The organism is Scandinavium hiltneri (assembly GCF_024764835.1).
Taxonomy (GTDB): domain Bacteria; phylum Pseudomonadota; class Gammaproteobacteria; order Enterobacterales; family Enterobacteriaceae; genus Scandinavium; species Scandinavium hiltneri.
This window is the reverse complement of record NZ_JALIGE010000071.1, coordinates 285855-309159: the sequence shown is the minus strand read 5'-3', so window position 1 is coordinate 309159 and position 23305 is coordinate 285855. Positions and strand designations below refer to the sequence as shown.

Genomic DNA, 23305 nt, shown 5'->3' with positions numbered 1-23305 from the left:
GCACGAATCTTCAGGGCAGTTCGCTACTCGAAAGAGAGTAGGACAAAGCGAAAGCTTTGAACGTTGCGAAGCAACGGCCCGAAGGGTGAATCACACAGTGATTCATAAACTGCCAGGCATCAAATTAAGTGTGCTGATATGGCTCAGTTGGTAGAGCGCACCCTTGGTAAGGGTGAGGTCCCCAGTTCGACTCTGGGTATCAGCACCAGTTTTAACGGTTAAGTTCGGCAGATAAAAGAATTTGTCTGGCGGCAACAGCGCGGTGGTCCCACCTGACCCCATGCCGAACTCAGAAGTGAAACGCCGTAGCGCCGATGGTAGTGTGGGGTCTCCCCATGCGAGAGTAGGGAACTGCCAGACATCAATTAAGCAGAAAGCCCAGTCTTATGACTGGGCTTTCTGCTTTTCTGCGATCTGAAATGAAAAAATCCTCCTCTATTTTGGGGAGGAAAAGGCTCAGTGGATGACCTGCGAGAGAAACGCGCGGGTACGTTCAGATTTTGGATTTGCAAAGAATTGTTCCGGCGATGCCTGTTCGACGATTTCACCTCTGTCCATAAAGATAACCCGGTCGGCGACAGTTCTGGCAAAACCCATTTCATGCGTTACGCATAGCATTGTCATCCCGGATTGGGCCAGGCCTATCATGGTGTCGAGCACCTCCTTCACCATTTCCGGATCGAGCGCGGATGTCGGCTCATCAAACAGCATAATTTTGGGCTTCATACACAGTGAGCGCGCTATCGCGACGCGCTGTTGCTGGCCACCTGAAATCTGGCCGGGAAACTTATGAGCGTGTTCTGCGATCCTAACCCGCTCCAGATAGTGCATCGCTAGTGCTTCAGCTTCTTTCTTTGGTAGTTTTCGCACCCATATTGGAGCCAGAGTACAGTTTTGCAAAACGGTCAGATGAGGGAACAAATTGAAGTGCTGGAATACCATTCCCACTTCCTGACGCACTCGCTCGATATTGCGAATATCCTCATTGAGTTCGATGCCATCAACGACGATCCGGCCCTGCTGATGTTCTTCCAGATGATTAATGCAACGGATCGTAGTTGATTTCCCTGAGCCTGAAGGCCCGCATAAAACAATACGCTCACCCTGTTTCACGTTCAGATTAATGTCCTTCAGAACGTGAAACTGTCCGTACCATTTATTGACGTTTTCCAGCGTAATCATCGCATCCGCCGGTTGTAGTAATGTTTGACTCATAGTTTCCTCAGTGCGGTGTACGCCCGGTGTTAAAGCGCTTTTCCAGATGCTGGCTGTAGCGCGACATGCTAAAACAGAAGATCCAGTAGATCAGTGCGGCAAAGACATAGCCTTCCGTCGACATCCCGAGCCATGCCGGATCGACGGTCGCTTGTTGGACGCTGCTGAACAGATCGAACAGGCCAATGATGATCACCAGACTGGTGTCTTTAAACAGCGCGATAATGGTATTGACCAGGCCTGGGATCACTAACTTCAGCGCCTGGGGAAGGATGACCAGCACCTGTGTTTTCCAGTAGCCCAGGGCTAGCGAACTCGCGGCTTCATATTGCCCTTTTGGGAGAGCCTGCAAGCCTCCGCGCACCACTTCTGCCACGTAGGCCGACTGGAACAACACCACACCGACTAGCGCGCGGATAAGTTTGTCGATGCTTGTACCTTCGGACATAAACAACGGCAGCATCACCGACGACATAAACAGCACGGTTATCAGGGGCACGCCGCGCCAGAATTCGATGAAAATAACCGAAAGAATGCGTACCACCGGCATGGTCGAACGTCGTCCAAGCGCCAGCAGAATACCGAGCGGTAATGCCCCAGCAATCCCGACCGACGCGATAATCAGCGTTAACGTCAGGCCACCCCATTGCCGCGTCTCTACTCTCTCCAGGCCAAAGAAACCGCCGTACAGCAGAAACCACACTACGATGGGATAAATGACCGCCCAACAGGCAATGTAACGACCACGGCGTGGCATCGCATTCCAGAACATCGGTACGATCGACAGCAGGCCGATAATCAGCGCAGTATTAATGCGCCAGCGCTGGTCATGGGGGTAAAGCCCATACATAAACTGGCCGAAGCGCTGATGAATGAACACCCAGCAGGCACCCGCCTTCGTACAGTCGGCGCGCGTCGTTCCCACCCAGTTAGCCTGTAAAAAAGCCCAGTTCAGCAATGGCGGAATGAGTTCCCACATCAGCCACAACGCAAAGAGCGTCAACAGGCAGTTAGACCAGCTGGAGAACAAATTCTTGCGCATCCACGTCAGAGGCTGATTGCGCTTTGCACCGTCCGGCCGCGCAGCGTGAGACAGAAGTGCTTTTGTCATCATGACTCCTTAGCGCTCAATCAGTGCCTTACGGCGGTTATAGATATTCATCAGCAGTGAAATGCTCAGACTGATAATGAGGTACACCGACATGGTGATAGCGATCGTTTCAATTGCCTGACCGGTCTGGTTCAACACCGTGCCGGCAAACAGCGAAACCATATCGGGATAACCAATGGCCGCGGCCAGCGATGAGTTTTTGACAATATTCAGATACTGGCTGGTGAGCGGTGGGATCACCACACGGAGCGCCTGGGGAATAATGACCTGGCGCAGCGTCACAGGGTTGGGCAGCCCAAGCGAACGGGCCGCTTCATGCTGCCCAAAAGGCACCGCCTGGATACCAGAACGGATGATCTCGGCAATAAATGCGGAGGTATAAACCGAGAGGGCGAGCGTTAAAGCCGCCAGTTCGGGGATCAGTACCATGCCGCCGCGAAAGTTAAACCCTTGAAGTGCAGGAATATCCCAATGCAGTGCGGCGCCAAAGGTCCAGTGAGCGAGCAGCGGTAGCACGATAATCAGCGCCAGCGCAGTCGGCCAGGTGCGTCGCAGTTGGCCCGTTTTTATCTGATGCGTTTTGTTATAGCGAAAAAGCCCGACGGTCGGTAGCCCGGCAATGACGAGCGCGGCAATAAAAGCCAGCAGTCCTTCACCCCATTGTGGGGAAGGAATATAGAGTCCGCGATTGCTGAGGAACACCAGTTCGAAGGCGTTCACCGCCTGCCGTGGTCCAGGCAAATTGCGTAGTACGGCAAAATACCAGAAGAAGATTTGCAGCAGCGGTGGAATATTACGGAATGTCTCGATATACACCGTCGACAGCTTACGCAGCAGCCAGTTTTCGGAGAGTCTCGCCAGCCCCAAAAAGAAGCCAAGGAAAGAAGCAAAGACAATGCACAGCGCAGAAACCAGCAGAGTGTTCAGCAAACCGACCAGGAAAACCCGCCCATAGGTATCGCCTTGCTGATAATCAACTAAGTGTTGAACGATGCCAAAACCCGCACTTCTGTCTAGAAAAGCAAACCCAGAGGTAATGCCCCGCTTGTCCAGATTTGTAATGGTGTTGTGTATCAAATAGATAGCAATAGCGACGACCGCCGCTACCGCAAGGATTTGAAACAGCCAGGCGCGAACCGTGGGGTTGGAAAAGGAGAGCGATCCTTTTACGGTCAGGCGGCGTTGGGACATAGTAAAACCTCAATGACCAGAACATCAGGTTGGGCACCGCCGAAGCGATGCCCGTCACAGCGTAAAACTTAACGAACCGGCGGCGCGTACTGGATCCCACCGTTGTTCCAGAGGTTGTTCTGGCCACGTTTGATCTTCAGTGCACTGCCTTCGCCGACGTTGCGGTCAAAGATTTCAGCGTAGTTTCCGACCTGTTTAACAATGTTATAGGCCCACTTGTTATCCAATTTCAGGTCCTTGCCGAAATCACCCTCCTTCCCGAGCAGGTGCGACATATCTGGGGTTGATGGGCTGGCAAATTTCTCATCGACGTTTTTCGAGTTAATCCCCATTTCTTCTGCGTTCAGCATGGCGAATAGCGTCCATCGCACAATGGAGAACCACTCGTCATCACCACGGCGGACCACTGGGCCTAGCGGTTCTTTGGAAATCACCTCTGGCAGAACTATCCAGTCACCCGGTTTGCTCAGTTTGATACGCAGCGCATACAGCTGTGACTGGTCAGAGGCCAGAGTATCGCAGCGCCCGGATTCCAGCGCTTTTGCTGACTCGTCAGAACGGTCGAAGGTCACCGGCGTGTACGTCATGTTGTTGGCTTTGAAGTAATCCGCCACGTTCAGCTCGGTATCGGTACCGGCCTGGATACAGACGGTCGCGCCATCCAGTTCTTTTGCACTTTTCAGCCCGGCTTTATCGTGAGTCAGGAAGCCGATGCCGTCGTAATAAGTTACACCGGTAAAGGAGAGACCCATGCCCGCATCGCGGGAAGAGGTCCAGGTGGTATTACGGGACAGCAAATCCACTTCGCCGGATTGCAGGGCGGTGAAACGTTCCTTCGCGGTTAGTGGGGTATATTTCACTTTGCTGGCATCACCAAATACCGCAGCGGCCACGCCACGGCAGACATCCACATCAATACCGGTAAATTTTCCGTCAGCATCTGCATAAGAGAAGCCCGGCAATCCATCACTGATCCCGCACTGAACGAAGCCTTTCTTTTTAACGGCGTCAAAAGTGGTACCTGCATGTGCCTGATTTGAAATTGCAAACAGTACGCCCGCCGCGGTGAGACTGGCGATCATCATCTTTTTCATAAAGCATCCTGTGTGGCGAAGATTTATCGTTATTAATTAGACGTCCGGGGGAACGCCGAAACCTGTCTGTGGCCATGGCCATTTCCTGTAAAGCAAAGGGAATGCCAGAATTGCAACCGCCTGATATTGGGGCTTGGGGAAGCAATAAAGTGAGTGTAGACAGGAAAGAAAAAAACAAGCGCCCTGAGATGGTGCAAAATTACAACCTGCGCCACAAATCAGAGCGAAAAAGTTTCAGGATTGAGACGAGAAAGAGAAATGATTTCGGGGGTTAATATTGGTGTGAGAATGAATGGCAATAATATGTGGAATCACTCACACCAATTCACAGTCATAATCATTTTAAATTATGGATGCGCGATTAACAACACGGAGTTATTTTTATGAAGGGCAGAAGTAAGGCGATTTGTTTACTTTCGAACGCGGTCTTGCACCGCCATGAAGCAAAAGCGCGGAGGGCCCGCGCTTACGTTTAATTATTTGGTGAGGGCTACGATGCCGAGCGTCAAACCCGCCAGTGCAGCTGCACCACCGGCGATAGCACCCGCCGTTTCCCAGTTATCCTGCGTCGTGCCCTTCATACAGGTATTGGTATGAACCAGCCGCCCCTGATCGTCATAAACCGGCACGCAAGGTGAGTCGTGTGCGCAGCCTGCAAGCAGAGCGGTCAGCAATGCAACTGAAATCAATTTTTTCATGATATTACCTCGATTAAACCGCGGCGGTTATAAAACACCTGCCGTGCGGAATTACGACGATTTTATCATTGGAGTCTGACTGGATGAGAGCTGCAAATAATCTCAATTTATTTGCTCTGTAAACATCGTGGAGGTTTTGGCGGAGATCCCGCTAATTATGTGGAAAATATGCAGAATAAAATGTCGGTTTTTTAAGGGGTGATGATGTTCACATCTTTACAGGAAATAAAAAGGCGCTTAAAGCGCCTTTTTATTTTAGTTATCATTTACTTCGACTAAATCGTCCTCGGACAACCACAAAGAATACAGGAACGAAGAAGATAGCCAGTAATGTTGCGGTTAACATGCCACCCATTACACCGGTACCCACCGCATTTTGCGCTCCGCTGCCAGCACCCGAACTGATAACCAGCGGCATTACGCCGAGAATGAATGCCAGTGACGTCATCAGAATCGGTCGCAGACGCATGCGCGACGCTTCAAGAGTGGCCTCAATCAACCCTTTGCCCTCTTTATCCATCAGATCTTTGGCAAACTCCACAATCAAAATGGCGTTCTTCGCGGACAGACCAATGGTGGTCAACAGGCCAACCTGGAAGTAAACGTCGTTATTCAGTCCTCGGAGCGTGGCCGCGAGCAATGCGCCCAGTACGCCCAGAGGCACAACCAGCATGACCGAGAACGGTATAGACCAACTTTCATACAGCGCTGCGAGACACAAGAACACGACTATCAACGAAATGGCATACAACGCAGGGGCCTGGTTGCCGGAAAGACGTTCCTGATAAGACATTCCCGTCCAGTCATAGCCAATACCGGCAGGCAATTTTCTGGCCATTTGTTCCATTAAGGCCATCGCTTCACCGGTACTTCTTCCCGGTGCGGCTTCACCCAGTATTTCCATCGACGGCAGGCCGTTGTAGCGTTCCAGACGTGGCGATCCATAAATCCAGCTTGTCGATGCGAAGGCGGAGAAAGGTACCATCTTACCGTTTGCGCTACGCACATACAGGTTCTTGACGTCGTCAGGCAGCATTCGGAATTTGGCATCAGCCTGTGCATATACCTTTTTCACGCGACCCCTGTCGATAAAGTCATTCACGTAGGTGCTGCCGAGCGCAGTGGAAATGGTCTGATTAATATCAGATAGCGAAACGCCTAACGCCTGCGCTTTCTCCTGATCGATATCAAGTTTGAACTGCGGCGTGTCTTCCAGGCCGTTCGGACGCACCCGAACCAGTAAGTCAGGATGCGTTTTCACCATGCCGATCAGTTCATTACGCGCTTGTGTCAGCCCGGAGTGCCCGAGCCCGGCCTGGTCAATCAGTTCAAAGTCGAAACCAGTTGCCGTACCCAGCTCAATAATGGCCGGGAGGTTGAACGGGAAGATCATCGCATCGCGAATCTGGCTAAACGCTCCCGTCGCTCGCTTGATGATGGCTTCCACGTGGTTTTCTTTACCTGAGCGTTCATCCCAGGGTTTCAGGCTGACAAACGCCATCCCTGAGTTTTGCCCCTGACCGCTATAGCTGAAACCGTTCACGGTAAAGACGCTCGCCACATTCTTTTTCTCTTTAGTGAGATAGTAGTGGGTTACGGTATCCAGCACTTTTTGGGTTCGCTCTTGCGTAGCACCCGCAGGAAGCTGAACCATGGTCATGAACACACCCTGGTCCTCATCGGGAAGGAAGGACGTTGGTAAGCGCAGGAATAGCAGCGCCATACCGGCAATGATAATCACGTAGATCAGCAAATAGCGCCCGGTACCTCGCAGGATACCGCCCACGCTGCTGGTGTAATGGTCAACGCTCTTATCAAACAGGTTGTTGAACCAGCCGAAAAATCCGGCTTTCGCTTCATGATTTTCAGTAGAAACGGGTTTGAGCAGCGTGGCGCAAAGGGCCGGTGTCAGAATCAATGCCACCAGAACGGACAGCGTCATCGCAGAGACAATGGTAATTGAGAACTGTCGATAAATAGCGCCGGTCGAGCCGCCAAAGAAGGCCATCGGGATGAATACCGCAGAAAGTACCATCGCGATACCGACTAATGCACCCTGGATTTGCTCCATCGATTTTTCTGTCGCTTCCTTCGGCGGGAGTTTGTCTTCCGCCATGACGCGCTCGACGTTTTCCACCACCACGATGGCGTCATCCACTAACAAGCCGATGGCCAGCACCATCCCAAACATGGTCAGGGTGTTAATGGAGTAACCGAAGGCCGCGAGGACGGCAAAGGTACCCAGCAACACCACCGGTACCGCAATGGTCGGAATCAGCGTGGCGCGGAAGTTTTGCAGAAACAGGTACATGACCAGGAAAACCAACAAAACGGCTTCGAAGAGCGTTTTCACCACTTCATGAATTGAAATCTTCACGAAAGGCGTGGTGTCATAGGGATAGACAACTTTCAACCCTTGTGGGAAGAACGGCTGCAGCTCGGCAAGCCTGGTTTTGATGGCATTGGCGGTATTGAGCGCGTTTGCGCCTGTCGCCAGTTTAATACCAAGCCCGGATGCAGGTTGGCCATTGATGCGCGCGACGATGTTGTAGTTTTCGCCACCCAGTTCAATACGCGCGACGTCCCGCAGGTGAACGACGGAACCATCGGCATTAACGCGCAGCGTGACGTTGCCGAACTCCTGCGGATCTTTCAGACGCGTTTGCGCGATGATGGAGGCATTCAGCTGTTGATTGCCAATTGCCGGCGTTCCGCCAAGCTGCCCTGCGGCAATCTGATTGTTCTGCACTTTCAGTTCGTTAACGACATCCACGGGTGTCAGTTGATATTTATTCAGCAGGTTAGCGTCCAGCCAGATTCGCATGGCGTACTGTGCGCCAAACAGCTGGGTATCGCCGACGCCGTTCAGACGGCTAATGGCATCCTTAATGTTGGAGGCTACATAGTCAGAGATATCATCCTGATTTAATGACTTATTGTCAGAAACAAAACCTGCAACCAGCAGATAGTTGCTGCTGGATTTTTTCACGCCAATACCCTGCTGCTGGACTTCCTGCGGTAGAAGCGGAGTGGCCAGCTGCAGTTTATTCTGCACCTGGACCTGGGCGATATCTGGATCGGTGCCTGACTGGAATGTCAGGGTTATGGTCACGCCGCCAGAAGAGTCGCTGGTGGAGGACATGTACATCAGGTTATCGATGCCGTTCATGTTCTGTTCGATAACTTGGGTGACGGTATCCTGCACGGTTTGAGCATCAGCCCCCGGATAGGTTGCCGTAATGGCCACTGCCGGTGGCGCGATGGTCGGGTACTGTGCGACAGGCAATTGCATGATCGCCAGTCCTCCCGCCATCATCATAATGATCGCCAGCACCCAGGCGAAAATCGGGCGCTGAATAAAGAACTTGGACATAGTGGCCCCTGATTATTTGGCGGACGAAGTGGCAGTGTCAGGCTCTGAGGTCACCGAAACGCCAGGACGTACTTTCTGCAATCCGCTGACAATCACTTTGTCACCCGTATTGAGTCCGTTACTGATAAGCCACTGATTGCCGACGGCCTGAGATGCCGTAACGCTACGGGCTTCAACCTGATTTTTCGCATTGACCACTAACACCGTGGCATCGCCTCGCGGCGTGCGGGTGACGCCTTGTTGCGGCACTAGGATGGCGTTTGGCTGCACGCCTTCATCGATGCGCGCACGAACAAACATCCCAGGCAGCAGCGTATGCTGAGGGTTAGGGAAAATGGCGCGCAGGGTGATGGAGCCAGTACTTTCGTCCACGGTGACATCAGAGAATTGCAGAGTGCCTTTCAGGGAATACGGTTGTCCGTTCTCCATCACCAGTTCGACGCTTTTGGTGTCGCTCCCATGCTCAAGGCTTTGCTGTTTGAGGCGCATAAAGTCGCTGCTGGACTGGGTTACATCGACATAAATCGGGTCCAGCTGCTGCACCGTAGCCAGCGCCTGGGACTGGCCGTCAGTGACCAGAGCCCCTTCCGTTACGCTGGATTTGCCGATACGCCCGCTAATAGGAGAGGTGACTTTGGTATAGGCCACGTTGATGCGTGCGGTTTCTACCGCGGCTTTCGCGGCCATTACGCTGGCGTCGGCCTGCTGGGCGTTAGCCACGGCCTGATCGTAATCCTGGTGGCTGACATATTGTGTGCCGAGCAGAGGCAGATAACGTTTTACGGTCAAATGCGCAATCGTTGCGGCAGCAGCGGCTTTGGCTTCATCGCCTTTGGCACTGTTCCACGCAGCCTGATAGGTGGCAGGATCTATCTGATAGAGAGACTCGCCCGCCTGAATATCGCTGCCCTCAATGAAATTACGGTGCAGGATGATACCGCTGACCTGTGGGCGAACTTCGGCAATGCGAAATGCCGTAGTTCTTCCTGGCAGTTCAGTTGTCACGGACAGAGGGGCGCGTGTGATGACATGAACTGTCACGAGTGGTGTCTGTGGTTGTTGCGGCCGATCCCCGGCGTTATCGCAGCTGCTGAGCAGCAAAGTTGATGCGAGTAAACTGGATAAAATCGAAATCCTGGCGTGAATCTTCATTGCAAGTCCTTAATTACAGATATAGCAAATTCTCCGGAAACCGGTGAAGAAATAAAAAATGCGCACGCCATAGTACAAATAAAAACGTCGAAATGTTAGCTATTGGGATTGGGAAGTGGTAGGGGAAAGCACGCATACATAAAGGAAAAGGGACGTGTGAATTTTATGGCTGGGGGAGAAAGGGTGGGGATTATATTTATTATCAATACATCAAGCGGAAGTATTTGTGATTATTATTGAATGTGGGTGGGGAGTGAGAGCCAATCCAGTATTAATGCATAAAGTGCTATGTGGAAAAATAGATTGCCAATACATTAATGGTTTTTCAGAATGGTATTTGGGTTCGCTATGGCCAGAAAAACAAAAGAAGATGCGCTGATTACCCGACAGCAGCTGCTTGATGCTGCTATCGAACAGTTCTCACTGCGCGGGGTTTCTTGCACTACACTGACCGACATCGCTGATGCAGCAGGCGTGACACGCGGGGCCGTCTACTGGCATTTCAACAATAAAGTCGAACTGTTTAATGAAATGTGGCGAGAGCAAATTCCATTACGCGATATAATCCGCGATCGTTTAAACATTAATGAAAGCGATAATCCGCTGATGTATCTACGTGAAATGTTTGTTGTTGGTTTGCAACATATTGCTCAGTCTGTAAAACTTCGTGCACTGATGCAAATTTTGTATCACAAATGTGAATTCACAAAAGAGATGATGCTTGAATCGGAAATCCGTCAGCGCATCTGTTTTGGCTATGAAATGCCGCGTCGGGTATTAACACAATGTGTTCATAATAGCAGCCTTCCGGCCGATACGAATATTGAATTAGCCCTGACAACGTTTCATTGCTTCTTTTCTGGCGTATTAAAAAATTGGCTACTCTTTCCAGAACATTTCAATTTGTATCAGCAAGCGCCAGAGCTGGTGGATAATATAATGGCAACATTACCTCATCATCCGGCAACGCTGCCGATGCCGATGGATAACGTTGCGGCGTATCATTATCAGGCACGGTAATCAGCTTGTGTGCTGATCTGGCGGTGCCGGGCCAGGCCTGCCATCACCGTCTCGGTAAGTATCGGTTGTCCAAACTGCAGAGCAGAAAGATTGACCGCCATCAACCAATTTAGCTGTCCTTGTTAATGATGATTCCAGTTTTCTCCGCCAGCGGCAGGAAAATGTCGGGCGTCAACAGCTCTTGTCCCGGGGGGCTCAAAGGGATTTAACTCCCTGATTTTATGAAGTGAATACCGACACGTTAGCCGACGTTTTCCACATTCTTCACTCGAGGTCGGAGCAGTTTACCAACTTGAGCGGGTTGACAGAATTCATGTTGCGGCACTTCTCGCTTTCGGTAGACAAAATCTCAATCCACTGCATCAGCAAACCTTCGAACACAAACATAAACAAGGCAAAGACAATCAGCCATCCGTACTTGCGAAGCATAACTGCACCTGAGAATTGATTGGGTGAATGGCAGGCAATATACACGAAAAGTGACGTCAGGAAAGGGGGAGAAAATCGCCGGATTTCAGGCAATAAAAAAGGCGCTTCCCCATGCCGAAGAGCGCCTTTTTACCGTCATGAACGAACTTAGTTCATGCCGTATTTTTTCAGTTTCTTACGCAGAGTACCACGGTTGATGCCCATCATCAGAGCAGCGCGGGTTTGGTTACCACGCGTGTATTGCATAACCATGTCCAACAGGGGCTGTTCTACTTCAGCCAGTACCAGCTCATACAGATCATTAACATCCTGACCATTCAGTTGAGCAAAATAGTTCTTCAGTGCCTGTTTAACCGAGTCACGGAGAGGTTTCTGAGTCACCTGATCCTGAGAGTTAACGGTAGAAACGGTCAGTACGTCAGAATTTACGCGTTGTTCGAACATAGTTCTGTCAGCTCTTTATTTCTGTTTACGCAAAATTTTCGAAGTATGCCTCCAACGCCTCCAGCTGTACGCTGGCATCCTCAATGGCGTTGAATGTGCGCCGAAACTGGTCATCTGGAGCGTGTTCCTGTAAATACCAGGATACGTGTTTGCGCGCTATTCGGTACCCTTTTGTATGACCGTAAAAATCATGCAATTCCCGAACATGTGCACAAAGTAAGCGCTTCACCTCTGCCAGAGGCAGTGGAGGTAGCAGCTCCCCAGTGTCCAGATAATGCTGGATTTCCCGAAAGATCCAGGGTCTTCCCTGAGCTGCACGTCCTATCATCAGGGCATCAGCCCCCGTATAGTCGAGCACAGCTCTGGCTTTAAGCGGGTCAGTAATGTCACCATTCGCGATAATCGGAATGGAAACTTTCTGCTTAACTGCCCGAATACTGTCGTATTCAGCGTCTCCGTTAAACAAGCAGGCGCGAGTGCGTCCGTGAATAGTCAGAGCCTGAATGCCACAATCTTCAGCCAGTTGGGCAATCTCTACACAGTTACGGTGGTCCGGCGCCCAGCCCGTGCGAATCTTGAGAGTGACAGGAACGTCCACTGCCTTTACCACCTCGGCCAGGATAGACTTCACCAAACCTGGATGCTGCAAAAGGGCTGAACCTGCAAGCTTGCGATTCACTTTTTTAGCCGGGCAACCCATATTGATATCAATAATTTGGGCGCCACTTTCAACGTTAATACGTGCGGCTTCCGCCATTTCTTCAGGACAGCTACCGGCAATTTGCACGGTGCGGATCCCGGGCTCGTCAATGTGCACCATCCGTAAACGGGATTTGTCGCTCTCCCAGACCTGCGGGTTGGAGGACATCATCTCAGAAACGGTTAAACCTGCTCCCATCTCGTAGCACAGCGTCCTGAATGGTCTGTCAGTAATGCCAGCCATGGGCGCTGCGATCAGGCGATTTCTAAGCTGGTGGTGTCCGATGCGCATGAGTTAAGAAATGACCATACTGTGACTGCAAGGCGGCGTATATTACGCATTTTTTTCCTGAGATGAAAGGCCAAACTTTGAGCAATCCTCTGTCATAGATCAAGGAATCGCCAGTCATCCCAGAGACGAAAAATTAATAATTAAATAAATCATTATCTTATGCAGTAGTGGTGAATTTTTGAACAGATGCAATTTTGCGTAACTTATCGTTTTTTCCTGCTCAAAAGGGAGCAGAAAAGAGATAACCTGCTGGTTTTATCAGCAGATTATCTCGATTATTGCGGGCTGGATCTCATTTCATTGCTGCAGGTAAGCAACACTTTTGCACACTTACTCGAACAAAATGCGAGCGTAACCGGGAGACCACGCACCTGCTTTATCCGTTCTTACGACCGGTAATGCGACACCACTCTTCTTTCTCAACCACTGGGTCGAGCGCGAATTGAGAGGTATAGGCTTCACAGACGCTGTCGGCCTGGCTCGCAAGAATCCCGGATAGGCCCAATAAACCGCCCTCAACCGGCAGGACGCTGATTAGCGGGGCCAGTTCGCGTAATGGACCAGCCAGGATATTAGCGACCACCACATCGGCTTTCATGGCGTCTGGCTGGTCCTGTGGTAAATAAAGTTCCAGCTTATCGGACACGCCATTGCGCAGCGCGTTATCGCGGCTGGCCTGAATCGCCTGCGGATCAATGTCGATCCCGATCGCTTTAGCGGCGCCCAGTTTCAGCGCCGCAATGGCGAGGATCCCCGATCCACAACCAAAGTCGATCACCGTTTTACCGTTCAGATCGAGTCCGTCGAGCCACTGCAGGCACAGCGACGTGGTTGGGTGGGTGCCGGTGCCAAACGCCAGGCCCGGATCGAGCATCACGTTAACCGCGTTTTCGTCCGGCACATCGCGCCAGCTTGGGCAAATCCACAGCCGCTCACCGAAACGCATCGGGTGGAAGTTATCCATCCATTCGCGCTCCCAGTCTTTATCTTCCAGTTGCTCAATCTTATGAACAAAACCCGCACCTAGCAGCGGCTGATGTTCCAGAATGGCGACCACTTCCTTCATGTCGGTTTCGGCATCGAACAGGCCAATTACATCGGTATCACCCCACAGTCGGGTTTCGCCCGGTAAAGGCTCAAACACCGGCGTGTCGTGGGTGTCCTGGAAGGTGATAGAGACGGCACCCACTTCCATCAGCGCATCGCTCAGTTCTTCCGCGTTGGCACCGGTGGTGTTCAGTTTCAGTTGGATCCATGGCATGGCAAAACTCTTTTAATGATTAACAGTGATATTAGGGGCTTGCGTGGCAGGCTGACCAAAACGGTTACCGACGACAAAAGCCAGAAGACTGAGCAGTAACGATGGGACAATCGGGTGAAAGCCCAGGTACTGAATTTTCAGAGTAGCGAGCAGGGCGTATAGCACGCCGCCGACAATCATGGCGCTCAGCGCCCCGGCAGCGTTCGCGCGTTCCCAGTAAAGGCCCAGCACCAGCGGCCACAGGAACACAGCTTCCAGCCCGCCAAACGCCAGCAGGTTCAACCAGATGATCATCTCCGGCGGTCGCCAGGCAGCCAACAGCAACAGCGCACCCAATATCAGAGTGATCAGCGCTGACATACGCTTCAGCCGTTTTTCGTTGTGTACCTGCTCCGGGCGGAAATTCAGATACAGATCTTTGATGATCGTAGCGGAACTCTGCAATAACTGCGCGTTGATCGTCGACATGATTGCCGCCATCGGTGCGGCGAGGAAGATCCCCGCCGCCACTGGCGGCAATACTTTAACCATCAGCGTGGGGATAACCAAATCCGGGACGTTGAGATCCGGAATAACGGCGCGGCCCAGCGCGCCAGCCAGATGCATCCCGAACATCAGGATAGCCACGACAATCGTGCCGATAATCATGCCGCGGTGTACCGCCTTGCTGTCTTTGTACGAGATGCAACGTACTGCCGTGTGCGGCAGGCCTATCACCCCAAAACAGACCAGCACCCAGAAAGAGGTCATAAAGCTCGGCGATAAAATATCGTCAGCCCCCTGCGGGGAGACCAGTTTTGGGTCGATGTGTTCCAGCGTTTGCACCGCGTGGCTCAGGCCGCCCGCCGCGTGAACGACACCAATCAGCAGCACGATGGTGCCAATCAGCATCACCATGCCCTGCATCGCATCATTGAGCACGCTGGCGCGGAAGCCGCCGAAAGCGGTGTACAGCGCAATACTGATCCCGAAAATCAGCAAGCCCGTTTCGTAAGGAATACCGGCTGCGGTTTCCAGCAAGCGTGCGCCGCCAATGAACTGTACGGTCATTGCGCCGACAAACGCGACCAGCAGGCTAAGACTCGCCAGCCACACCAGTAGACGGCTCTGATAGCGGGCAAACAGCATATCGTTGAGCGTCACTGCGTTGTAACGCCGGGCAAGGATGGCGAATTTTTTCCCCAAAACGCCTAGCGATAGCCACACGGCGGGTAGCTGGATCATCGCCAGCAAAACCCAACCCAGCCCGTATTTATAGGCCGCACCCGGGCCGCCGATAAACGAACTGGCGCTGATGTAGGTGGCGGTGAGGGTCATCGCCAGTACAAAACCGCCCATCGAACGGCTGCCGAGGAAATATTCGTTGAGGAACGTGCCGGTGGCGCGCTTTCGCATTGCGTAAATCGACAGGCCAAACACCACCAATAAATAGGCGACAAGCGGCAGAATGACTTCAGGCTGCATCATCGTCCTCCAGTGGAATATCGCGATAGATAAATTTCACCATGGCCCAGCACAGTAAAATGAAGATCAGCGGGCTCAGCAAGCAAGCCATTTCAAACCATCGCGGCAGGCCGGTGAAGCCCTGTATTGAACTAGGTATGTAAGCACTCGCTAACCATGCGGCGAGATAGAGGAGGGTAAGCCACAACGCCCAGCGGGCTTCTTTGTGGGCCTGAACAAAACGCGCGTCCATAAGGCTCCCAGGGTCAATTTAAAGCGGGGATTGTACCTTAAGGGGCTGGTAAGGGGAGAGAAAAAGAAAAAAGGCCGGAAGATCCGGCCTTTTGCTAAACGTTCAGGATTACTTTTCCTGAAGTCCGAGTTTTTTCTCCAGATAGTGGATGTTGGTTCCACCATGCTGGAAGTTCTCGTCGCTCATGATGCGCATCTGCAGTTCAACGTTGGTTTTGATACCGTCGATGATCAGTTCCTGCAGGGCGTTCTTCATGCGAGAAATCGCCACGTCACGGGTTTCGCCGTAGCAGATGAGCTTACCAATCATTGAGTCATAGTACGGGGGTACAGTGTAACCGGCGTAGATATGAGATTCCCAACGCACACCAAAACCGCCTGGTGCGTGGAAACGGGTAATTTTACCCGGGCTCGGCAGGAAGGTGTTCGGGTCTTCGGCGTTGATACGGCATTCCACCGCATGGCCGCGAACGTGCACTTCTTCCTGTTTGATTGACAGCGGCTGACCGGCAGCGATACGCAGCTGCTCTTTGATCAGGTCAACGCCAGTGATCATCTCGGTAACCGGGTGCTCTACCTGAATACGGGTGTTCATTTCGATGAAATAGAACTCGCCGTTTTCAAACAGGAACTCGAAAGTACCCGCGCCACGGTAGCCGATATCCACGCAGGCTTTCGCACAACGCTCGCCGATGTAGCGACGCAGTTCCGGCGTGATGCCCGGGGCTGGTGCTTCTTCGACAACTTTCTGGTGACGACGCTGCATAGAGCAGTCACGTTCTGCCAGATAGATAGCGTTGCCCTGACCGTCAGCCAGTACCTGAATCTCGATGTGACGAGGATTTTCCAGGTATTTTTCCATGTATACCATGTCATTGCTGAAAGCGGCTTTCGCTTCAGCTTTGGTCATGGAGATGGACTGGGACAGTTCAGCGTCGCTGCGCACGACGCGCATACCACGACCACCGCCGCCGCCGGAGGCTTTGATGATAACCGGATAGCCAATGCGTTTCGCATGGGCACGGTTAGCATCCATGTCGTCGCCCAGCGGGCCGTCAGAGCCTGGTACAGTTGGAACGCCTGCTTTTTTCATCGCGTTGATTGCAGACACTTTGTCGCCCATCAGGCGGATAGTGTCAGCTTTCGGGCCGATGAAGATAAAACCGGAACGTTCAACCTGCTCAGCAAAGTTGGCGTTTTCGGACAGGAAGCCATAACCCGGATGGATTGCCACCGCGCCGGTGATTTCAGCGGCGCTGATGATAGCCGGGATATTCAGATAGCTTTTTACGGACGGAGCCGGGCCAATACAGACCGTCTCATCCGCTAACAGTACGTGTTTTAAATCGCGATCCGCAGTGGAGTGCACGGCGACGGTCTTGATGCCCAGTTCTTTACAGGCACGAAGAATACGCAATGCAATCTCGCCACGGTTGGCGATGACAATTTTATCCAGCATGTTCGCCTCGTTACTCGATGACGACCAGTGGCTCGTCAAATTCTACCGGTTGACCACTTTCGACCAGGATGGCTTTCACCACGCCTGATTTGTCGGCTTCGATCTGGTTCATCATTTTCATGGCTTCAACGATGCACAGGGTATCACCCGCGTTCACCTTCTGGCCTACTTCGATGAATGCTTTCGCGTCCGGGCTCGGGGTGCGGTAGAAGGTACCAACCATCGGGGAGCGTACGATGTGGCCACTGATTTCAGCTTTAGGTGCTTCAACAGCAGCTACCGGTGCAGCAGCGGCCGGGGCCATCTGTGGTTGCATCATCGGGGCAGCATAAGCCTGTTGCATAACCGGGAAGCCCGCATTGGCCGAAGCGCGGCTGATGCGTACAGACTCTTCGCCTTCAGAAATTTCCAGTTCGGAGATGCCTGATTCTTCAACCAGCTCGATCAGTTTTTTAATCTTACGAATATCCATGAGTGGGTTCCGTACTCTTTGTTTAGTGTGATTGTGACAGGCGTTTAACCGCCGTCTGTAATGCGTATGAATAGCCGTCAGCGCCTAATCCGCAGATGACGCCGGCAGCGATATCAGAGAGATATGAGTGATGGCGGAACGGCTCGCGAGCGTGCACGTTACTCAGATGTATCTCGATAAACGGGATACTGACCGCCAATAGCGCATCACGAATCGCAACGCTGGTGTGCGTGAATGCGGCCGGATTGATCAGGATATAGTCAATGTTGTCTTTAGCCTGATGAATTCGGTCGATAATCGCGAACTCCGCGTTCGACTGCAAGTGGTCCAGCGACACATTCAGAGCCTCAGCTTCCGTCGTTAAACGGTTTACAATTTCCGCTAACGTCTGGGAGCCATACTTCTCTGGCTCACGGGTGCCGAGCATGTTCAGGTTCGGTCCGTTTAAAAGCAAAATGCGTAACTTGTCGGCCATCGTGCTGCTATCTCCTGCAATTCTCCGGTAAAAAACAAAATATACCTTCGATGCGCGCTTGTCACCTTTTCAGAGGCTAAAAACCCCTGTCAGGAAAACCAAAGTCGCACATTATAACGATTTCGTAGCAATTGGCAGCTAAATACTGGTCTTATCAGGGAAGATTATCAACCTCAAACCCTAAAAAGCCTGAGGGAGTGCGGGAGTTCTGCGGGAAACTGCACATTATCGTGAATTAACGCCACCACTGGCGGAACTTCTTAAAACGCCACGCTAAAAGCGCAAAAGCGGCGATTGCGTACAGAATCGGCTGCGGTGACAGGATCTTTACCGACCACAGATAATGGATCGGTGCCAGGACTGCCACCAGATAGACAAAGTTATGCAGTTTTTGCCAACGCGCGCCCAGTTTTCGTTGCGCACGCTGGAACGAAGTGGCCGTGAGTGCCAGCAAAATCAGCCAACTCACCAGGCCCAGCGTTAAATAAGGACGCGTGACCACTTCCTGCCCTAACAAACCCAGATTGTTAATCCCGAGCTCTAACAGCGCGTAGCTGGTGAGGTGTAACGTTGCCCAAGCAAAACACCATAGCCCTAAAAGGCGGCGAGTTCGTATCAATAAAGGCTGTTTAGCGTAGCGCGCCAGCGGGGAGACCAGCAAGGTGGCGAGCAGGAGTTTCAGAGCCATCCTACCGGTAAAGTGTTGAATATCCTTGGCCGGGTCAGCGCTGAAGTAGCCCTGGGCGCCTGCCCAAAACAGCCACACCAGCGGCAAAAAGGCCGCTAAATGCAGCAACACCTTGAGCCAGACAATCTGTTTAGCCGTTAAGCGCACTCAGAAATTCTCCCGTAAATTCAGGCCGTGATACAGCGACGCCACCTGATCGGCATAGCCGTTAAACAACAGCGTCGGTTGGCGTTTGACGTCCAGTACACCGCCCGATCCAATAAAGCGCTCGGTGGCCTGCGACCAGCGTGGATGGTCAACATGCGGATTCACGTTGGCGAAAAAACCGTATTCGGCAGGGGCTGCCAGATTCCACGTGCAGGGCGGACGTTCGCGAGTCAGTTTAATACTGACGATAGATTTAATGCCTTTGAAGCCGTATTTCCACGGTACGGTCAGGCGGATGGGAGCACCGTTTTGCGGCGGTAACGCTTTGCCATACACACCGGTAGTAAGCAGCGTCAGCGGATGCATCGCCTCATCGAGACGCAGGCCTTCTACATAAGGATATGAGAGACCGCCGCCAATAAAGCGATCCTTCTGACCTGGCATCTGCTCAGGGGAGAAAATGGTTTTGAAGGCGACGTACTTGGCATCGCTGGTGGGCTCAACCAAAGCCAGCAACTTATGCAGTGGAAAACCAATCCATGGCACGACCATTGACCAGGCTTCCACGCAACGCATCCGATAGATTCGCTGTTCAAGCGGGAAGCGTTTGGTCAGCGCGTCGTGATCGAGCGTCAGCGGTTTAGCGACTTCGCCATCGATAGTCAGCGTCCACGGATCGGTTTTCAGGCTTCCGGCATTCGCCGCCGGGTCGGCTTTATCCAGCCCGAACTCATAATAGTTGTTGTAGCGCGTGACTTTGTCTTCCGGCGTGAGCGCAAGCTGGCTCTGCCATTCGGCAGGGCGAGAGAATTCGAGCGGTTTTCCAGACGGGGCCGGTGGCCTGTCGTTGCCCTTAAACCAGCTGAGTAAATCGGCCTGGGCGGTGGGGGCGAGCGTCATTGCGGTAGCGCTTATGCCTAACATCTTCAGCACCTGGCGGCGCTGGAGCATAAATACGGATTCCGCCGTTACATCAGCTTCCGTTAGTTTTTTCGACTTCATGGCTTCCTCCGTCATGCTTTTTCCCTAAGCATGACGGAGGTGACTGATTAACGCGAATATGTCACGAAAATTTGAAGATTAGGCAATCTTAACCAGCGTGCGGCCCTGAAGCTGATTGTTCATGATTTTTTCGGCAAACTCCGGCGCCTGAGCAAGGGTGATTTCCGTTGCGCTCTGGCTATAGAAGGAAGACGGCAAATCCTGAACCAGACGCTTCCAGGCCTGCGTGCGGCGTGCGGCAGGCGTCATTACGGAATCGACGCCTTGCAAACGGACGTTACGAAGAATGAACGGCATCACCGTGGTCGGCAGTGCAAAACCTCCCGCCAGACCACATGCGGCCACGCATCCGCCGTAGTTCATTTGCGCCAGCACTTTGGCCAGCACTTTATCGCCCACGGTATCGACCGCACCGGCCCACAGCTGTTTTTCCAGTGGGCGGGTTTCGGCGAATTCATCACGGCCAATAATACGGTTTGCGCCGAGGCTGCGCAGATAGTCATGCGTGCTTTCGCGACCGGAAACGGCAGCAACCTGATAACCCAGCTTGTGCAGCAGCGCAATCGCCGTACTACCCACGCCACCGCTGGCACCGGTCACGACAATTTCGCCGTCCTGCGGTTTGATGCCAGCGTCTTCCAGTGCCATCACGCAGAGCATGGCGGTAAAGCCAGCGGTGCCGATGATCATCGCCTGGCGCGCGTCCATTCCCTGCGGTTGGGCGACCAGCCAGTCACCCTTCACGCGGGCTTGCTGAGAAAGGCCACCCCAATGGTTTTCACCTACGCCCCAACCGGTCAGTAGCACCTGCTGGCCGACGTGAAAACGCGGGTCTTCGCTGCAATGAACCGTACCCGCAAAATCGATACCTGGCACCATCGGAAAGTTACGGATGATTTTACCTTTACCGGTAATGGCGAGGGCGTCTTTATAGTTGAGGCTTGACCACTGGATATCGACTGTGACATTACCTTGTGGCAGCTGGCTTGCCTCGATGGCCTGTACCGAGGCGAGAGTTTTACCGTCGTGCTGTTCTAAGATTAACGCCTGCATAATCGTTCCTCAGTTGCTCAATGATTGGAAAATAATTTTCGAAGACTATACTCGGTAACTGAAACACGATGCCGATTTAACGCAATAAATTGCCAGATTCACTAACTCTGGTAGTATGCAGGGTCCTTTTGGCATGCTAGTTAGTGCTCACTAATTTTTTGCGGGCCACCGTGGGTGTCCGGTCAACAGCCGGGCTGTTTTTCATTAACGGAGTTAATACAGGGATGCGATTAACGACGAAATTCTCAGCTTTTGTGGCGCTTTTAACGGGCCTGACCATCTTTGTCACCCTCATCGGTTGTTCACTGAGTTTCTATAACGGTATTCAATATAAAATGGATTACCGCGCCCGGGCTGTGGCGACGGTTATCGATTCCCGTCTGGTCAGTACTCCTTTTGATCAGCTCGACAACCAACTGGACGAAATTCTGGTTCCTGTCGATATCGTGCGCATTGATTTCATCGTTAATGATAAGACCATTTTTAGCCACTCACGTGGCAGCAGCTATCGCCCGATGGGCAGCAGTATTCAGTACCGCGAACTGGACGTAGAGTCGGTGAAGCACCCGGGGATGACCATTCATCTGGTGTATCAGGATCCGATGGTGAATTATTTCCATTCGCTGCTGACCACCGCGCCTCTCACCATTGCCATTGCTTTTATGGTATTGATTATCTTCTTTTCGGTACGCTGGCTGCGCAATCAGCTGTCGGGCCAGGAATTGTTAGAGCTGCGCTCCACGCGGATCCTCAACGGTGAACGCGGACAGCAGGTGCGCGGTTCGGTGCATGAATGGCCCGCGCGAACCAGCAGCGCCCTTGATACGCTGCTGTCGGAAATTCAGTTTGCCGGCGAGCAGCGCAGTCGCATGGATACGCTTATCCGCTCCTACGCGGCGCAGGACACCAAAACCGGCCTCAGCAACCGGATGTTTTTCGATAACCAGCTCGCAACGCTGCTCGACGATCAGGAAAAAGTCGGGGCACATGGTATTGTGATGCTGATTCGCCTGCCGGAATTCGATTTGGTTCGCGACCAGTGGGGGCGTACGGCGGCGGAAGAGCACTTCTTTATGCTCATCAATATGCTTTCCACCTTCATGATGCGTTATCCTGGTGCATTGCTGGCACGTTATTACCGCAGTGATTTTGCCGTGCTGCTACCACACCGCACGTTGAAAGAAGCCGACAGCATCGCCGGGCAGCTGTTAAAAGCGCTGGATTCGTTGCCGTCGACCAAAATTCTCGATCAGGATGACATGATGCACATTGGCATCTGTACCTGGCGCAGTGGGCAAACCACAGAGCAAGTGATGGAGCACGCCGATGCGGCGGTGCGTAACGCAGTGCTTCAGGGCAGTAACAGCTGGGCAGTGTATGATGACTCCTTGCCAGAAAAAGGGCGCGGTAACGTGCGCTGGCGAACCCTCATCGAACAAATGCTCAGTCGCGGAGGTCCGCGCTTCTACCAAAAACCGGCGGTGCATTACGACGGCCGTGTTCACCATCGCGAATTGATGTGCCGTATTTATGATGGTAAAGAAGAAGTGATCGCTGCTGAATATATGCCGATGGTAATGGAGTTCGGTCTGGCGGAAGAGTACGACCGTTTACAAATCACCCGTTTACTGCCTTTCCTCTCGTTTTGGCCTGAGGAAAATCTGGCTTTGCAGGTGACGGTTGAGTCGCTCATCCGGCCCCGGTTCCAGCGCTGGCTACGTGATACGTTGATGCAATGTGAAAAAACACAGAGAAAACGGATTATTTTTGAACTTGCAGAGGCAGATGTCTGTCAACATATCAGCCGTTTACAGCCCGTGATGCGTTTGATTCACGCGTTAGGGGTCAGAGTAGTGGTGATTCAGGCTGGTTTAACGCTGGTCAGCACCAGTTGGATTAAAGAATTGTCGGTGGAAATCGTCAAGCTGCATCCGGGCCTGGTGCGCAATATAGAGAAACGCAGTGAAAACCAGTTGCTGGTGCAGAGTCTGGTCGAAGCCTGTAAAGGGACATCGACCCAGGTTTTCGCTACCGGATTGAGAAGTCGCAGCGAGTGGCAGGTGTTAAGAGAGTGCGGTGTGCTGGGTGGTCAGGGCGATTTTTTTGCTACGTCACAACCACTTGACACTAGCGTAAAAAAATATTCGCAAAGATACTCTGTTTGATCTGCCGTTTATCGTGTTTTCACGTAGAATAACGCGCGCTGTTTCTCCGCGGGCGTTATTGAGTGCCCGCCGACAAATGATACAGAACATGCCAGTGATCGTCCTTTGACAGGTTGCAATGTAAGCGAGGAGCGCTGCGGCTCTGACAGTGTCAGGTCGAAATTGTAACA

General features: G+C 52.4%; 22 protein-coding genes, 1 tRNA gene and 1 rRNA gene. 5 read left to right on the top strand and 19 right to left on the bottom strand.

Translation table 11 applies throughout. From position 1 onward, the window contains the following. Nucleotides 1-132: 132 nt before the first annotated feature. Together MUU47_RS08855 and rrf are read left to right on the top strand one after the other, a co-directional pair. A tRNA-Thr gene (locus tag MUU47_RS08855) sits at nucleotides 133-208 on the top strand. A gap of 36 nt (nucleotides 209-244) precedes the next feature. Continuing rightward, nucleotides 245-360 (top strand): 5S ribosomal RNA (gene rrf / locus MUU47_RS08850). Nucleotides 361-456: 96 nt separating this feature from the next. Here rrf and MUU47_RS08845 read toward each other — a convergent pair. The 4 genes from MUU47_RS08845 to MUU47_RS08830 form a co-directional block, all read right to left on the bottom strand. Then, nucleotides 457-1215, bottom strand: coding sequence for an amino acid ABC transporter ATP-binding protein (locus tag MUU47_RS08845; RefSeq protein ID WP_258987806.1), 759 nt, complete (start codon nucleotides 1213-1215; stop codon nucleotides 457-459). Nucleotides 1216-1222: 7 nt separating this feature from the next. Continuing rightward, nucleotides 1223-2326: an amino acid ABC transporter permease gene (locus MUU47_RS08840; RefSeq protein WP_258987804.1), complete on the bottom strand. Its 1104-nt coding sequence runs from the start codon at nucleotides 2324-2326 to the stop codon at nucleotides 1223-1225. A 9-nt stretch (nucleotides 2327-2335) separates the two neighbouring features. Further along, entirely contained in the window at nucleotides 2336-3517 is a 1182-nt protein-coding gene (locus tag MUU47_RS08835) for an amino acid ABC transporter permease (protein WP_258987803.1), read from the bottom strand. 68 nt (nucleotides 3518-3585) lie between these two features. Then, the gene (locus MUU47_RS08830; protein ID WP_258987800.1) at nucleotides 3586-4611 is read right to left on the bottom strand and encodes an amino acid ABC transporter substrate-binding protein; all 1026 of its coding nucleotides are present in this window, start codon (nucleotides 4609-4611) and stop codon (nucleotides 3586-3588) included. A 68-nt stretch (nucleotides 4612-4679) separates the two neighbouring features. On the opposite strand from MUU47_RS08830, the gene MUU47_RS08825 reads away from it, so the two are divergent. Beyond that, nucleotides 4680-4886 carry a hypothetical protein gene (locus MUU47_RS08825; protein ID WP_258987799.1) on the top strand — a complete coding sequence of 69 codons (207 nt, stop codon included), beginning with the start codon at nucleotides 4680-4682 and terminating at the stop codon, nucleotides 4884-4886. Nucleotides 4887-5087: 201 nt separating this feature from the next. Here the strand turns inward: MUU47_RS08825 and MUU47_RS08820 are convergent, their stop codons facing one another. The 3 genes from MUU47_RS08820 to MUU47_RS08810 form a co-directional block, all read right to left on the bottom strand. Further along, a complete protein-coding gene (locus MUU47_RS08820; RefSeq protein ID WP_258987798.1) occupies nucleotides 5088-5309 on the bottom strand; it encodes a lipoprotein in 222 nt (73 codons plus the stop codon). A gap of 262 nt (nucleotides 5310-5571) precedes the next feature. Further along, the gene (locus tag MUU47_RS08815) at nucleotides 5572-8682 is read right to left on the bottom strand and encodes an efflux RND transporter permease subunit (RefSeq protein ID WP_258987797.1); all 3111 of its coding nucleotides are present in this window, start codon (nucleotides 8680-8682) and stop codon (nucleotides 5572-5574) included. Between the two features lie 12 nt (nucleotides 8683-8694). After that, a complete protein-coding gene (locus tag MUU47_RS08810) occupies nucleotides 8695-9834 on the bottom strand; it encodes an efflux RND transporter periplasmic adaptor subunit (RefSeq protein ID WP_258987796.1) in 1140 nt (379 codons plus the stop codon). A gap of 348 nt (nucleotides 9835-10182) precedes the next feature. Here MUU47_RS08810 and envR point away from each other — a divergent pair, with 348 nt between their 5' ends. Next, nucleotides 10183-10854 (top strand): acrEF/envCD operon transcriptional regulator, encoded by a 672-nt coding sequence (gene envR, locus MUU47_RS08805; RefSeq protein WP_258987795.1) that lies wholly within the window; start codon nucleotides 10183-10185, stop codon nucleotides 10852-10854. A 264-nt stretch (nucleotides 10855-11118) separates the two neighbouring features. Here the strand turns inward: envR and MUU47_RS08800 are convergent, their stop codons facing one another. The 12 genes from MUU47_RS08800 to acuI all read right to left on the bottom strand — a co-directional run bounded on the left by MUU47_RS08800 (nucleotide 11119) and on the right by acuI (nucleotide 20970). Continuing rightward, nucleotides 11119-11283 carry a DUF2556 family protein gene (locus MUU47_RS08800; protein ID WP_159772438.1) on the bottom strand — a complete coding sequence of 55 codons (165 nt, stop codon included), beginning with the start codon at nucleotides 11281-11283 and terminating at the stop codon, nucleotides 11119-11121. Between the two features lie 147 nt (nucleotides 11284-11430). After that, on the bottom strand, nucleotides 11431-11727 hold the full coding sequence (fis, locus tag MUU47_RS08795; protein WP_000462905.1) for a DNA-binding transcriptional regulator Fis: 297 nt from the start codon (nucleotides 11725-11727) through the stop codon (nucleotides 11431-11433). Between the two features lie 25 nt (nucleotides 11728-11752). Beyond that, nucleotides 11753-12718, bottom strand: a complete 966-nt coding sequence (gene dusB / locus MUU47_RS08790; protein ID WP_258987794.1) for a tRNA dihydrouridine synthase DusB — start codon at nucleotides 12716-12718, stop codon at nucleotides 11753-11755. Between the two features lie 376 nt (nucleotides 12719-13094). Beyond that, nucleotides 13095-13979, bottom strand: coding sequence for a 50S ribosomal protein L11 methyltransferase (gene prmA, locus MUU47_RS08785; RefSeq protein WP_159772375.1), 885 nt, complete (start codon nucleotides 13977-13979; stop codon nucleotides 13095-13097). Nucleotides 13980-13991: 12 nt separating this feature from the next. Beyond that, nucleotides 13992-15443 carry a sodium/pantothenate symporter gene (gene panF / locus MUU47_RS08780; protein WP_258987811.1) on the bottom strand — a complete coding sequence of 484 codons (1452 nt, stop codon included), beginning with the start codon at nucleotides 15441-15443 and terminating at the stop codon, nucleotides 13992-13994. After that, the gene (locus MUU47_RS08775) at nucleotides 15433-15675 is read right to left on the bottom strand and encodes a YhdT family protein (protein ID WP_258987793.1); all 243 of its coding nucleotides are present in this window, start codon (nucleotides 15673-15675) and stop codon (nucleotides 15433-15435) included. The genes panF and MUU47_RS08775 overlap by 11 nt, the downstream gene beginning before the upstream one ends. 108 nt (nucleotides 15676-15783) lie before the next feature. Continuing rightward, the gene (gene accC / locus MUU47_RS08770; RefSeq protein WP_159772369.1) at nucleotides 15784-17133 is read right to left on the bottom strand and encodes an acetyl-CoA carboxylase biotin carboxylase subunit; all 1350 of its coding nucleotides are present in this window, start codon (nucleotides 17131-17133) and stop codon (nucleotides 15784-15786) included. 10 nt (nucleotides 17134-17143) lie between these two features. After that, complete coding sequence (gene accB, locus MUU47_RS08765) at nucleotides 17144-17605, bottom strand: acetyl-CoA carboxylase biotin carboxyl carrier protein (RefSeq protein WP_258987792.1); 462 nt, start codon at nucleotides 17603-17605, stop codon at nucleotides 17144-17146. Between the two features lie 22 nt (nucleotides 17606-17627). After that, a complete protein-coding gene (gene aroQ / locus MUU47_RS08760) occupies nucleotides 17628-18080 on the bottom strand; it encodes a type II 3-dehydroquinate dehydratase (protein WP_125352530.1) in 453 nt (150 codons plus the stop codon). Nucleotides 18081-18315: 235 nt separating this feature from the next. After that, the gene (msrQ, locus tag MUU47_RS08755) at nucleotides 18316-18915 is read right to left on the bottom strand and encodes a protein-methionine-sulfoxide reductase heme-binding subunit MsrQ (RefSeq protein WP_258987790.1); all 600 of its coding nucleotides are present in this window, start codon (nucleotides 18913-18915) and stop codon (nucleotides 18316-18318) included. Further along, the gene (gene msrP / locus MUU47_RS08750; RefSeq protein WP_258987789.1) at nucleotides 18916-19917 is read right to left on the bottom strand and encodes a protein-methionine-sulfoxide reductase catalytic subunit MsrP; all 1002 of its coding nucleotides are present in this window, start codon (nucleotides 19915-19917) and stop codon (nucleotides 18916-18918) included. 78 nt (nucleotides 19918-19995) lie between these two features. Further along, on the bottom strand, nucleotides 19996-20970 hold the full coding sequence (acuI, locus tag MUU47_RS08745; RefSeq protein WP_258987788.1) for an acrylyl-CoA reductase (NADPH): 975 nt from the start codon (nucleotides 20968-20970) through the stop codon (nucleotides 19996-19998). 224 nt (nucleotides 20971-21194) lie between these two features. On the opposite strand from acuI, the gene csrD reads away from it, so the two are divergent. Next, nucleotides 21195-23135, top strand: coding sequence for an RNase E specificity factor CsrD (csrD, locus tag MUU47_RS08740; protein WP_258987786.1), 1941 nt, complete (start codon nucleotides 21195-21197; stop codon nucleotides 23133-23135). Nucleotides 23136-23305: the final 170 nt, after the last annotated feature.